11 protein-coding genes are annotated in these 13045 nt (G+C 42.2%); 2 read left to right on the top strand and 9 right to left on the bottom strand.

Features of this window, described 5'->3' with window-relative positions; genetic code table 11:
• Positions 1-11 precede the first annotated feature (11 nt).
• On the top strand, positions 12-1001 hold the full coding sequence (locus tag NSS78_RS01780) for a LacI family DNA-binding transcriptional regulator (RefSeq protein ID WP_137055227.1): 990 nt from the start codon (positions 12-14) through the stop codon (positions 999-1001).
• A gap of 238 nt (positions 1002-1239) precedes the next feature.
• Here the strand turns inward: NSS78_RS01780 and NSS78_RS01775 are convergent, their stop codons facing one another.
• The 3 genes from NSS78_RS01775 to NSS78_RS01765 all read right to left on the bottom strand — a co-directional run bounded on the left by NSS78_RS01775 (position 1240) and on the right by NSS78_RS01765 (position 5496).
• Positions 1240-2862: an L-lactate permease gene (locus tag NSS78_RS01775; RefSeq protein WP_003216990.1), complete on the bottom strand. Its 1623-nt coding sequence runs from the start codon at positions 2860-2862 to the stop codon at positions 1240-1242.
• Positions 2863-2901: 39 nt separating this feature from the next.
• Positions 2902-3849 carry an L-lactate dehydrogenase gene (locus NSS78_RS01770; protein WP_003217251.1) on the bottom strand — a complete coding sequence of 316 codons (948 nt, stop codon included), beginning with the start codon at positions 3847-3849 and terminating at the stop codon, positions 2902-2904.
• 216 nt (positions 3850-4065) lie between these two features.
• Positions 4066-5496, bottom strand: coding sequence for a YfcC family protein (locus NSS78_RS01765; protein ID WP_137055223.1), 1431 nt, complete (start codon positions 5494-5496; stop codon positions 4066-4068).
• Positions 5497-5649: 153 nt separating this feature from the next.
• On the opposite strand from NSS78_RS01765, the gene NSS78_RS01760 reads away from it, so the two are divergent.
• Complete coding sequence (locus tag NSS78_RS01760; RefSeq protein ID WP_106032920.1) at positions 5650-6777, top strand: M20 peptidase aminoacylase family protein; 1128 nt, start codon at positions 5650-5652, stop codon at positions 6775-6777.
• Between the two features lie 47 nt (positions 6778-6824).
• Here the strand turns inward: NSS78_RS01760 and NSS78_RS01755 are convergent, their stop codons facing one another.
• The 6 genes from NSS78_RS01755 to NSS78_RS01730 form a co-directional block, all read right to left on the bottom strand.
• Positions 6825-7547 (bottom strand): SDR family oxidoreductase, encoded by a 723-nt coding sequence (locus tag NSS78_RS01755; protein ID WP_212046240.1) that lies wholly within the window; start codon positions 7545-7547, stop codon positions 6825-6827.
• 123 nt (positions 7548-7670) lie between these two features.
• Positions 7671-8495, bottom strand: coding sequence for an alpha/beta hydrolase (locus tag NSS78_RS01750; protein ID WP_137055220.1), 825 nt, complete (start codon positions 8493-8495; stop codon positions 7671-7673).
• 39 nt (positions 8496-8534) lie between these two features.
• Positions 8535-9416 carry a glycine betaine ABC transporter substrate-binding protein gene (locus tag NSS78_RS01745; protein WP_003217117.1) on the bottom strand — a complete coding sequence of 294 codons (882 nt, stop codon included), beginning with the start codon at positions 9414-9416 and terminating at the stop codon, positions 8535-8537.
• On the bottom strand, positions 9416-10261 hold the full coding sequence (gene opuAB / locus NSS78_RS01740) for a glycine/proline betaine ABC transporter permease subunit OpuAB (RefSeq protein ID WP_034620780.1): 846 nt from the start codon (positions 10259-10261) through the stop codon (positions 9416-9418). Before opuAB ends, NSS78_RS01745 begins: the two co-directional genes overlap by 1 nt.
• Positions 10262-10271: 10 nt before the next feature.
• A complete protein-coding gene (gene opuAA / locus NSS78_RS01735; RefSeq protein WP_003216978.1) occupies positions 10272-11540 on the bottom strand; it encodes a glycine/proline betaine ABC transporter ATP-binding protein OpuAA in 1269 nt (422 codons plus the stop codon).
• Between the two features lie 401 nt (positions 11541-11941).
• Entirely contained in the window at positions 11942-13036 is a 1095-nt protein-coding gene (locus tag NSS78_RS01730; RefSeq protein ID WP_003217200.1) for a toxic anion resistance protein, read from the bottom strand.
• Positions 13037-13045 lie beyond the last annotated feature (9 nt).

The following is a 13045-nucleotide window of genomic DNA, read 5'->3' as shown; positions in this document are numbered from 1 at the left end:
GATTTGTTAATATGTGTACAATTTATGAAATTGCCAAACGCTGCGGGGTTTCAACCACCACCGTTTCCAGAGTGCTGAATCATCATCCATATGTGTCAGAGGAAAAGCGCCAGCTCATTTTACAGGTGATGAAAGAAATGGAATATACACCGAGTTCAGCGGCTCGCACCCTTCGTTCACATCAGACAAAAACCATTGCTGTGTCTGTCCCGGCTGTGGACCATCCTTTTTTTGCACAATTCATTAAAGGAATTTCAAAAGAAGCACTGGATCAAGGCTATAAAGCCATCGTGCTTCAGACGTTTTATCAGGAATCATTAGAGCTTGAAGGGCTTCAATTATTAAAAAGAAGAGAAGTAGATGGGGTCATATTAGGGGCATTAGAAAATCCGTGGGAAAAGATCGAGCCATTTTTAACGAACGGCCCTATTGTCATGGCGAATGAATATCATCAAACAGCAGACATCCCGATTATTGGATACGATGAGCGGGAAGCTGCCTATAAAGCAGTTGACTACTTGATTCAGTCGGGGCGGAAATCGATCGGGTTTTGCTTTGATACAGAAAGCAGTGAAGCACAGAAACAAAGGAAACAGGGCTATCTCGATGCTCTTTCTGCACACGGCTTGCCGCTGCATGACGATTGGCTGTTCGGCGAGGCCTTCACCATTGAAGACGGTTTTCGCTTAATGGATGTCATCCATGACATGAAGAATGCACCTGATGCCATTTTCACCGGTAATGATCAAGTCGCAGCAGGACTCATTAAACAGGCCATTTCATATGGTTATCAAATTCCTCAGGATCTAGCGGTGATTGGCTATGACAATCAAGACATTTGCGAGGTGACGGCTCCAACGATCACCACAATCGACATCCCGATCGTAGAGCTTGGCCAGCGGTCTGTGCAGCAAATAATCGAGATCCTGCAAGACCAAAAACCATTACAGCGTGAACATATCCAGCTGCCTACCCGGCTCGTGACAAGGGAATCGACATAAACAAAAAAGACTAAGAGCTGTCTCAGTCTTTTTTGGTGACAAAGGGCTAAAATGATCTTTATTTTAGCCCTTTGTTTTCCTTTTTTCAGCGTGATAGAAAACCTTTGCAGTCTAGGAAGGACGAGCAACGGAGCGGAGCGAATTTGACATTCGTGAGCACCGGAGCACAGGCCTGACAAAGAATGCGAAGGCTTGTCTACACGCTGTGACTGAGAGCTGTCTCAGTCTTTTTTTAAACCTATATAAATTGAGCAAGAATGAATGTCCATACACACACTATGCCGAGCAGGATGAAGCTGTACTTCACAGTCTTTTGGAAGAGCTCAGATTCTTTACCTGTTTCTCCAACTGCTGCTGTAGCAATGGCGATAGATTGTGGAGAAATTAATTTCGCCATGACCCCGCCTGTTGTATTTGCTCCGATTAACAAACCTGCTTGAGAGCCGATTTGAGAAGCAGTAACTGCTTGAAGGTTACCGAATAAGGCGTTGTTACTCACGACAGATCCTGTAATAAACACCCCGATCCAGCCAAGCACTGGGCTGACAAGCGGGAACAAATCGCCTGTTTTGGCAAGTGCAAGCCCAATGGCTGAACTTAGTCCAGCGAAGTTCGCCAAGTTGGCAAAGCCCATGACAAAACAAATAGTGAGAACTGGCACCCAAAGCTCTTTCACTGATGCTTTTAAGCAAGCAGCGCCTTCTGTTAATGTAATATGTCTGCTAAACAAACCTGTCAGCATCACCGCAATCAGAATGGCAGTACCCGTTGCACTGATCACATCAATTTTAAAGATCGCATCAATAGGTGTTGCTGTTTGTGCAATTGGTGGTAATTTCACAATTTGCTGATGCAAAAATGGCATTTTTACTAAAATGGTTGTCCAGTTGAACGGGCCTCCTACAGCAAACAATGCTTTAAATGCTGGTAGACTCCATACCGTAATCACGGCAGTTAAAATATAGAATGGAGACCATGCTTTCAGCACTTCAACGCCGCGATACGTTTGTTTCTGTTCAATGTCTGGTGCCCCTTCTTCACGATAAATATGTTTCGGCTGCCATTTTCGAAGAAATAAAGCCAAAATCCCCATACTTGCTAAAGCTGAAATAATATTGGCAAGCTCAGGACCCATTGTCACCATTGTGACAGCTTGCAAAATGGCATAGCTTCCACTCACAACAAGCAAGGCAGGGAGCGTTTCTTTAATCCCTTTGAATCCGTCCACAATGAGAATGAGTAGGAACGGAATACAGAATGAAATAAACGGAATCGTAAACACAAGGGTTTGAGATAATGCAAGCGGCGTCATATTGCCCATTTGCGCCCCTGTAATGACTGGGATACCCACAGCACCAAATGCGCCAGACGCAGCATTGGCAATTAAGCAGAGCATCGCAGCTTTCAGCGGTTTAAACCCAAGCTCTGTTAAGAGAGCGGCACTAATCGCAATCGGTACACCAAACCCAGCGGCTCCCTCTAAAAATGCGTTAAAACTAAAACCAATTAATAAGAGCTGAAGACGTTGATCTTGAGAGATTCCTGCAATACTAGAACGAATAACATCGAATTTACCAGATTTCACAGCAATTTTATAGAGCCACACCGCCATGATGACGATATATCCAATAGGCCACAGCCCATTAGATATACCGAGCAGCACAGCAGATAATGCTTTTTCAATTGGCATATGAAAGAAGAAAACCGCTGTTACAAAACTGACGATTAAGGTAAAACAAGCGGCTAAAACACCTTTTAACTTAAATACGGTTAATGCAAGTAGGAAAAACAAAATTGGAAGCATTGCTACCAATGCACTCACGAACTCATTACCAAACGGATTATATATTTGCTGCCACATAGTGATTCATCCTTTTCTGCTCAGATAGGTTGCTTTTGATTAAAAATGAGGAGCCAAAATCTCTTTTAACACATTCACACTGTGCGCGAATTGTTCTTTTTCTGTATCATTCAGTGCAAGCTCTATCACTTCTGTTGCGCCATTTCGATTCACAAGGGCAGGTACACCAATGTAGACATCTTCTGCTCCGTACTCTCCATCTAAGTAAGTGCTGACAGTCAAAATACTGTTTTCATTGTGCAAAATCGCTCTTGTTATGCGGGCCAAACTCATCGCTACGCCGTAGTAAGTAGCGCCTTTTTTCTCAATGATTTGATAAGCGGCATGACGGACATTTTCCATCATCTCATCTAAATCTTCTTGTTTGTATTGATCATTTTTCTTCATTAATTCTGTAATCGGTACACTTCCGATATTCGCATGACTCCAAACAGCAAGCTCTGTATCCCCATGCTCTCCAATGATGTACGCATGCACATTGTGTGCCGCTGCGTCAAAGTACTCACTAAGCATGTATCTAAATCTTGCAGTATCAAGTGTAGTTCCACTGCCAATCACTCGCTCTTTTGGCAGTCCACTGAATTTCCAAGTCGCATATGTTAAAATATCAACAGGGTTTGTGGCGACTAAGAAAATACCATCGAATCCACTTTTCATCACATTGTCTACAATGCCTTTAAATATATTTAAGTTTTTTTCAACAAGGTCAAGTCTCGTTTCACCTGGCTTTTGGTTCGCTCCAGCACAGATACACACAATGTCCGCATCCTTACAATCCTCATAATCTCCATACCATGTGTTCACCGGATGCGGAGCAAATGCTTTCCCGTGGTTTAAATCCATGACGTCACCCATTGCTTTATCTTGATTCAAATCGATGACAACCAATTCATCTGTGATCACTTGATTTATTAATGTAAAGGCATAACTGCTACCTACAAAACCTGCTCCAATAAGTGCTACTTTGTTTACTTTTTCGTTTGTCATTTATCTCATCCTCCAGAGTAAAACTAGGTTGTTTTTCGTATGTGAAGTATTTCACATTCTTATTGTGCAACACTTCACAAACTTTTTCAAGGGGGTTTCTGAAAAAAAATATGTTGCGAATTTGTGAACACACTTATTGTGCTTTCAAAGCGCTGTCTCCATGCATATTTCCACAAGAAAAAAGCTGCCAAGCCATTGTCAGCAGCTTTATACATGTTAATAAGGTCCCCAATTGATCATCACGCCGATGCAAATAAAGACAAGGCCAATGACAAACCAAATGAGCGCAAGAGGCACCATAAAACGAAGCCACTTCACATAAGGAATACCACTAGCAGCAAGCACAGCCATGAGCACACCTGACGTCGGATTGATACAGTTAACCACCCCTTCACCAAGCATCACCGCTTCTACAGCGACCTGTCTTGTGATGCCCATTAAGTCAGCCAGCGGCGCAAGAATTGGAATAAAGACAACCGCTTCTCCTGATCCTGATGAAATCAAAAAGTGAAGAAGTGCACTCGCAATATACATCCCGATCGCACCAGCAATTGGACTAAATCCTGTCAGCATACTCGCCAAGCCATTAACCACAGTATCAAGCAGCTTACCGTTTTCCAAAATGACAGAAATGCAGCGTGCCATCCCAACAATGAGTGCGCCGTAAACAAGGCTTTGACAGCCGACAATAAACGTTTTCGCAATATCATTAGCTGCTAATCCGCCAAGCAATCCAGCAGCAATGGCCATGAAAATGAAGACTCCTGCCATTTCCTTATCGGTCCAGCCAAGCTGAAGCGCGCCATATAAGAAGCCCCCAAGAGACAATCCACACACTGCTAAAATCAGCTTATGCCTGCCCGTAAATGCAGGCTTGTCCACAGATTCTGCATCAGATCCGCCAAGTCCCTTCGCAGGAAACCATTCATCTCCAAGAAGACTTCCCTTCTCTTTATTCTTTAGGCGTCTTGTATATAAATAGATGTACACAATACTAGATATAAGAAAACAAAGATAAATAATGACACGCAGGCCAATGCCAGAAAAAATCGGCAGCTCTGCAATCGTCTGAGATAACCCCAGTGGAGATGGAGACAATATGGTTGCGTTAAACCCGGCATAACAGCCGATATAAATGACCGCAGCTCCTGCCACAGCATCCCATTTCAAGGATCTTGCCACAATGATCCCGATTGGAATAAATCCTATAACAGAGTTCACGACAATTCCGGTCGTTCCAAGCACTGAAAATAATCCTCCAACAATGCAAATAAACAATAATTGCTTTGTTTGAAATCTGCTGATGACATGGTGAATCATTCCGTTAATGGCACCTGTTTTCTCCAAAATGGCTATGGTTCCACCAGTAAATAGAATGAGAAAAATAATAGAAGAAGACCCTACCATCCCTTCCTGAATGGCTGTAAAAAAGCCCACTGGACTTACGGGTGATTGATCAATGCGGTGATAACTGCCAGGAACAGCTGTTGTAATTTCCCCTGACGTCTTTCGGTCAAATTCACCTGCTGGCACAAAATACGTTGCAACGGTACAAATGAGCGCAATGATAAATAAGAGAACATACGCATCCGGCATTTGAAGTTTTCTTTTTTGTTTCTCTGGTGGTAATACTGCTGCTGTTTTCATGTGTCAAAACCCCTTTGTCCCGATTGGAATTTCACTTAATTTTCTGAATAATCAAATGATGTGTTATATTATAAACACTGATGATATTTAAGATCAATATTATTTCACTAAAAGAATATTTTGACAGATTTTCTGTCAGCAAGGAGGCTATTCATGACAACTTTGACAAACGACATGCAGCAAACGGTGAAAGACATCTTTGATCACCTGCACGCCCACCCTGAAATCAGCTGGGAAGAAACGAATACGACGGCTTATCTTGAGGACTTATTAAAGAAAATGGGCTGTCAAACTCGAACATTTGACGACTGTACAGGAGTGATCGGTGAAATGGGAGAAGGTTCACCAGTGGTCGCTGTGAGAGCCGATATTGATGCACTTTGGCAGGAAGTAGATGGTGAGTTTCAAGCCAATCATTCATGTGGTCACGATGCACACATGACAATGGCACTCGGTACCTTCATGGCATTAAAAGAAAAGGAGCTCCCAAACGGCACCATCCGCTTCATTTTTCAGCCTGCTGAGGAAAAAGGCGGCGGTGCGCTGAAAATGATTGAAAAAGGTGTGCTAGCAGACGTTGATTACTTATACGGAGTGCATGTGCGCCCAATTCAAGAAACATTAAACGGACGCTGCGCACCTGCGATCTTACATGGATCGAGTAATCATTACATCGGCACAATTATTGGTGAGGAAGCCCACGGTGCACGCCCGCATCTAGGGGTCAACGTCATTGAAGTGGCTTCTACCCTCGTGCAAAGACTCGCGCATATTCATGTCGACCCAAGAGTTGCACATTCTGTGAAAATGACCAACCTACATGCTGGCGGAGGTAGTTCAAACATCATCCCCGGCAAAGCTTCTTTTACATTAGATGTCAGAGCACAAACAAATGAAGTGATGGATGAACTAGAAAAAGAAATTGAAAGAGCCGTACATGCTGTAGCGGATGCCTTTGGCGCTTCCATTACCCTTTCAACAGATCATCGTCTGCCTGCCGCTACCTTAAATGAGGAAGCCGTTCAGATGATGTCTCAAGCCATTGAAAAGATTTTAGGGAAAGAACAGCTTGATCCTCCGATCGTAACGACAGGCGGAGAGGATTTTCACTTTTATGCAGCAAAGGTTCCGCATATCAAATCCACGATGCTTGGTTTAGGCTGTGATCTAAAGCCGGGTCTACATCATCCGTATATGACATTCGACCGCTCTGCTATTTTTACCGGCATTGAAATTTTGACTGAAGCTGTTTATCAAACCCTTCAGCAGCATTCATCATAAAATCAAAAAACCACCCGTCTTTTCTTTAAACGGGTGGTCTGATTGTTTTACGCATTCAAATCTGTCATGGCTGGGACGTTGATTTCTTTTACACAGGATACCCTTGATAAATGAATCACACATCTCGCAAGCTCTACTATATCCTGTACAGGAATTCTCGTTTCATCATATAGAGCGATGGCTTTTTCGGCACCATCTTCATATGGTACCTCTGCCGCCAGCTCTCCTGGATTAATACAGGTGACAGATATTTTATCTTTTCTCACATGCTCTCTTAGTGCATTCACAATTCCGCGCAGGCCAAATTTAGATGCAACAAAAGAAACTTGCGGTAGGTTTGTATGATCAAGTCCCGCCGTCGAACCAATCACGATGATTTTTCCATTCTCCGATTTTCTTACGTGCGGAAGCAGTGCTTGGATGTAAGTAATCGTAGACGTGACGTTCACATTGATTAAATGAGCGATATCCTCTGTCTGATCGTGATCAAATGAATAATCATCTTCAAAGCCTCGTTTTTCCCATAAGCCGACGTTATAGATCAGGACATCAATGGTTTTGTCCCCCAATGCTTCGATCATGTATGGGATATGAGATTGGCTTGATAAATCAATTTTCAGCCAAATTCTATGTACACCGTCATCTAATTTCAAACTGCTCGGTTCACTTCGAGACACAATCCAAACTGTATCTCCGCTTGAAGGAAGACCTTTAACAAAAGCATCCCCTAATCCTTGACTTGCACCGAATATGATATAGTTTTTACTCATAGCTCCTCCTTCTACGTCTCATGAGCTTTCAGTCAGACAGTAGCTCATCTGTAAGCGTTTTATACCTCTATCATATAGGTTCTAAGATTTGGCTGCCTCTTTTATGCCTGTCTTTACTTTCGGTTACTTGATTTCCTTTAATTCCACTGGTAATGCGCGTTCCTCTATAAAGCATTGAACCATATCCATAAACAGTTCTTTCTTCTCAAACGTAAATGTATGTCCAATAGCGGGAACGACGACACCTGCTGCCTGCGGATGTGAATTCGTTATTTTCTTTGCTGATCGTTTCATGATGCCTTTTTCCTTTTCCCCCACTGTGACAAGAATTCGTGCCTTCGCTTGTTGAAACGTGTCTGGGAGCTTGTAATGGAGATTTTCTTGAAACATCGTCAGAAGGGTTTTCTTCTGCAAATTCTTCGAATCCGCCACATAGTGATTGAGTACATCGTTTGGAAGCCCCATTTTTTCAGCTTGGAGCTCGATAAACCAATCTTTCTTTAATAATGGATACGTAAGAGGTAAAAGAGGTCTCACCATCAAGTAAAGCCATGGCAGCGGCATTACAAGAGCACTATTGATGACGGCTATGTCTACGATGTCAGGCTCTTTTGATAACACCTCAACGGCAACCTGTGCACCTAGAGAGAAGCCAACGAGTATTACTTTATGTCCGTGCGTATGCTGCTTGATCCATGAGATGATTTCAAGAGCACTTTCTCGCATGGAAAAGGACTGTTCATCTGCTCTAGTCCCGTGACCAATGAGGTCAGGCGTATAGCATTCATACGCTTCTTTGAATGTTTTTATCTGCTCCTGCCACATCCAGCTACTTACTCCTCCGCCATGCAGGAAAATCATGATTGGCTTAACCATCATCGACAACTCGTCCACCTTCCTTATATATAAGAAAAAAGCAGCCGCTTTTTGAGCAGACTGCTTTTTCATATGCTCCCTTCTATTATAAGGGAACCTCATCATAATTGGCTATTTTTTCAAATCCTCAATCGAGTTGACGTTCTTCATATATGTCGGAACAACTAGACCCATGCGAAGACCTTTCATACTTGTGCCTAGATCATCATATTTCCCTTTAAACTTCGCTGCATACGTTTTATGCGTATTTGGCAGCCAAGCAGATAACGAGGCATCCGCACTTCCAGTTGCAATTGCTGTCCACATTGGACCTGCTTCCACCTGAGTCAAGGTCACTTTAAATCCGAGCTCACGCAGTACTTCTGCAGCAACATTGGTACTTGCAATCTCACTATCCCACGCAACGTAGGCAAGATTGACTTTGTCACCATTCGACTTTTTCACGCCTTTTGTCCATTTCGCTACTTGGTCTTTATGTTTCTTCACATATTTAACGGCGGCATCCTTTGGATTGATACCATCTTGGATATCCATCATGACTTCGCCCATGTCATCTTGAGACCATTTAAACTGACCAAGCATTTTGGCGGCATCTGGCTGATCTTTTGCAAACCCTTTACGTGAAATCGTATGAATCTCTTCCGCTTCACCGTAAGATTTCTTTGGGTCCTCTAAATATTTTAAATCATATCGAGAAAACATCCAGTGTGGATTCCAGCCAGTGATGATGATTGGCTTTTTACGGTCGTAAGATTTCTTGAGCGTTGCAGTCATGGCTGCACTTGATGCAGACACAACCGTCCAATCCTCTAAGCCGTAATCCTTTTTGGCTTGATCCGTTAGCGCCATAATTCCTGAACCGGGATCAATGCCGATAATGGTTTTATTCACCTGCTGTGCTGCACTCGCATTTGAGTCCGACTTTGCGCCACAAGCGGCTAGTAAAAAGACAAGCAGGGCGGTCATCCCAATGTAGAGAGACTTTTTCCACATTAAGCATTCCCCCTGGTTTTTTTCGTTTTAATGTTTTGTGTAATACGGTCAAGTGTAATTGCCACAATGACAATGGCAATACCTGCTTCAAATCCAATTCCTGTTTTCAGCTGCGTTACCGCACTATATACTTCTGAACCAAGTCCTGGTGCACCTACCATTGCCGCAATGACGACCATTGATAGAGCAAGCATGATACTTTGGTTAATACCAGCTAGGATGGTTTTTGTTGCAAGTGGAAGCTGAACTTTGAACAAACGCTGGAATGTCGTTGAACCAAATGCTTCTGTTGCTTCAATTAAATCAGCTGGTACTTGTTTAATACCGAGAATCGTCATACGAATCGTTGGCGGCATAGAGAAAATAACCGATGCCACAACTCCAGGCACAACGCCAATGTTAAAGAAGAAGATGGCTGGTAATAGATAAACGAATGCAGGCATTGTCTGCATTAAATCTAAAATCGGTGTCACAATTTTACGCACAGTTTCCTTCTGTGATGCCCAAATACCGATCGGAACCCCGATTACGATGGAAATGACCACAGCTGTTAAAACGAGCGCAAGGGTTTGAAGCATTGGATGCCAGTAGCCTAAATAGTCAATCAGCAAGAATCCAATAAGTGTGAAAAGAGCAATTCCTCTTGTACTGATCCACCAAGCAATGCCGGCAAAAATAAGGGTTAAAATAATGGATGGAATCACACCAAGTACTGCCACAATTCCATTTACTGTACCTGCTAATCCATTTGTGATGCCATCAAAGAAACCGCCAAACGTTAATGTTAACCAGTCAACAAATTGATCGATGTAATCCGCGAACGGAATTCTAGGTAAATCACTCATACTAAACATCTTATTCTACCTCCTGTGCAGAAGGCTCTTGTGTTTTAATTTCCTCAAGCTTGTTAGAAGACATGTTGATATACTCATCATTACCTGATAACGCACCAATTAATGCACCTCTGACCACAATACCCTTCATTCTGTTTTTCTCATCGACAACGGCAATTGGAATGTTTGCCGCATCAGACACTGCATCAAAGATTTCTGTCAAATACGTAGATTCCAATACTGTCGTGAATTCTTTATCAAGAACAGTTTCAAGCGATGCTCCCATTTCTGCCGCCTTTTTCGCTGCTTGTGCAGAAATAACACCTAATAAATGCTTTTTCTTATCAACTGCATAGATTGACGAAATTCCAAGGTTTTTCATGAGCGTGAGCGCAACACGTGCCCCTTTGTCGAGCTGGACTGTTTCTGCACGTTTCATAATATGACCAGCGGTTAATACTTTAGAAAGGTCGACATCTTCAACGAAACGTTCAACATATTCATTCGATGGGTTCATCAAAATTTCTTCTGGTGTTCCGATTTGGACGATATTCCCGTCCTTCATGAGCACAATGCGGTCGCCAATCCGAAGCGCCTCATCTAAATCATGGGTAATGAAAATGATCGTTTTTCCTACAGATGTGTGAAGCTCAAGCAATTCATCCTGCATGTCTTTACGAATTAATGGATCGAGTGCGCTGAATGCTTCATCCATCAATAAGATGTCAGGGTCATTTGCTAATGCACGTGCCAATCCAACACGCTGCTGCATCCCACCACTTAATTGGTTTGGATATTGCTCTTCAAAGCCTTCAAGTCCAACAAGCTTTAAAGATTCAAGCGCTTTTGAGTGGCGCTCTTCTTTGTCTACACCTTGTAATTCAAGACCATACTCTGTGTTCTCAAGAATGGTGCGGTGCGGGAACAATGCGAAGTTTTGGAAGACCATGCTGATCTTTTTCCGTCTGACTTCACGCAATTGATCCTTTGACATATTTGTTATCATATCCCCATCAATATATATTTCGCCGGAGGTTGGTTCGATTAACCTATTTAGCAGCCGCACAAGTGTGGACTTTCCGCTCCCTGATAGCCCCATGATGACAAATATCTCGCCGTCATACACATCAAAATTTGCTCGATTGACACCAACTGTTGCGCCGGTCTCTTTTAGGATCTCTCTTTTTGTTTTTCCTTTTTCAAGCATTTGAGTTGCTTTTTTAGCATTTTTACCGAAAATTTTAGATACATTATTTATCTTGATTTTGATATTTCTCTCTTCAGAATTCATATTTTCCCTCCAAATTAGCATCTTTATAACCGTAACATAAGCGTTATGATGCGAACAATCTTTAGAATTCGCTTATTTCCGCACAATATGTATGAATTCCATATAAGAGGTCTGGTGATTAGAGTTTATACGCCGTATTACTCGTAAATCCTATAGAATGCTTCATAAACAACATATTTTACGGGGTATTTCCTCTCATCAGACAATATTTTACTTGAAATTCCTAATTGTGCTAAAAAATAACTCAAATCCTCACCATAGCGGACTTTTTCAAACATGGGTGAACCATTCCCCTGAACAGGATTTACCCGAAAATGGTCACATAGAAACCTTTTTCATTCAAATTTTAATTAAAATATTAAAAAAACTGCCTGCAACTTTAGTTACAGACAGCTTATTTTTTAGGACTCTAGGGCAGCTCGCTTAATATTATCTTGCAATTCAAGCATACGCTTTGTTCCATCTTCGCGTAATCGTTTGTTTTCTTCTTCGATCTGTTTTGTCTCTTTCATCCCTTGTACAATCGTATTAAAGGAAGATTCGATCGTTTCAATGTCGATACTTGGACGTCCAGACAATTTGGCAATCTCTACACTTTGGCTTGAGATGTTTTCAGCATTTCGTTTCAGCATTTCATTTGTTCTTCTATCCAGCTCACTCATTGAATCAGCCACAAGCTTTTGTCTTTTCGCTGTCACAGCTTGAATGATGCCATTTTTAAAGATCGGAATCGTGATAATGAACGCTGAGTTGATTTTACCGATTAGTTTCGTATTCCCACGCTGCAGCAAACGAATTTGCGGTGCTGTTTGAAGAGCCACCATCCGTGCCATATCAAGGTCATATACACGCTCTTCCAACGCTTGAATGCCGTTACGAAGTGTATCAAGCTCCATTTGTGCGAGCTGGTTTCCACTAGCTGCTTTTTCTTCATAAGAAGGAACCAATTGCTTTAATTCCTCGATTTTCATTTGACCTGCAACGACATACTTTTCAAGCTCCATATAGTATTGAATGTTATGCTCATACATTTCTTCAAGCGTCACAGTCGATTTGGTCATTTCGTCTTTATATTTACTGATCTCTACATTAATTTTTTCAATCTCTGCACCGAGCGTTTGATATTTACTGAAAATCTTTTCAATCATGCTGCCGCCGCGTTTAAAGATTTTTGACAGTAAACCACCCTTTGGCTCGTCAAAATCATTTTTATCAAAACGATCCATAATTTTTCCAAGCTGCGTCAGCATCGTTCCTGAGTCAGTGACACTAGTTGAACGCATCATCGAAAGAATACGATCAGAGAACTTAGAGATTTCAACGGCCGGCTGTTTTCCGTATTCAAGCAGCTCCAGCTGATTTTTCGCATCGATCTGTCTCGCAATATTTTGCACTTCTGGTTCATTTCGAAGCTGAACGCGAATATCGTCTGCCTTCTCAATGGAGATTTCCTCTTTATCAATTGAAATGATGTCATTTCCGTTTGTATTTGTCATAAGCTTTGA

Origin of the sequence: Bacillus sp. FSL W8-0920 (assembly GCF_038593215.1) — a bacterium.
Lineage (GTDB): Bacteria > Bacillota > Bacilli > Bacillales > Bacillaceae > Bacillus > Bacillus pumilus.
This window is presented reverse-complemented; position numbering and strand designations above follow the sequence as displayed.

Bases quoted from the DNA above. Each gene is read 5' to 3' on its own strand.
- NSS78_RS01780 (WP_137055227.1), top strand. From the start codon at position 12: ATGTGTACAATTTATGAAATTGCCAAACGCTGCGGGGTTTCAACCACC.
- NSS78_RS01775 (WP_003216990.1), bottom strand. From the start codon at position 2,862: ATGTGGCAGCAAATATATAATCCGTTTGGTAATGAGTTCGTGAGTGCA.
- NSS78_RS01770 (WP_003217251.1), bottom strand. From the start codon at position 3,849: ATGACAAACGAAAAAGTAAACAAAGTAGCACTTATTGGAGCAGGTTTT.
- NSS78_RS01765 (WP_137055223.1), bottom strand. From the start codon at position 5,496: ATGAAAACAGCAGCAGTATTACCACCAGAGAAACAAAAAAGAAAACTT.
- NSS78_RS01760 (WP_106032920.1), top strand. From the start codon at position 5,650: ATGACAACTTTGACAAACGACATGCAGCAAACGGTGAAAGACATCTTT.
- NSS78_RS01755 (WP_212046240.1), bottom strand. From the start codon at position 7,547: ATGAGTAAAAACTATATCATATTCGGTGCAAGTCAAGGATTAGGGGAT.
- NSS78_RS01750 (WP_137055220.1), bottom strand. From the start codon at position 8,495: ATGAAAAAGCAGTCTGCTCAAAAAGCGGCTGCTTTTTTCTTATATATA.
- NSS78_RS01745 (WP_003217117.1), bottom strand. From the start codon at position 9,416: ATGTGGAAAAAGTCTCTCTACATTGGGATGACCGCCCTGCTTGTCTTT.
- opuAB (WP_034620780.1), bottom strand. From the start codon at position 10,261: ATGAGTGATTTACCTAGAATTCCGTTCGCGGATTACATCGATCAATTT.
- opuAA (WP_003216978.1), bottom strand. From the start codon at position 11,540: ATGAATTCTGAAGAGAGAAATATCAAAATCAAGATAAATAATGTATCT.
- NSS78_RS01730 (WP_003217200.1), bottom strand. From the start codon at position 13,036: ATGACAAATACAAACGGAAATGACATCATTTCAATTGATAAAGAGGAA.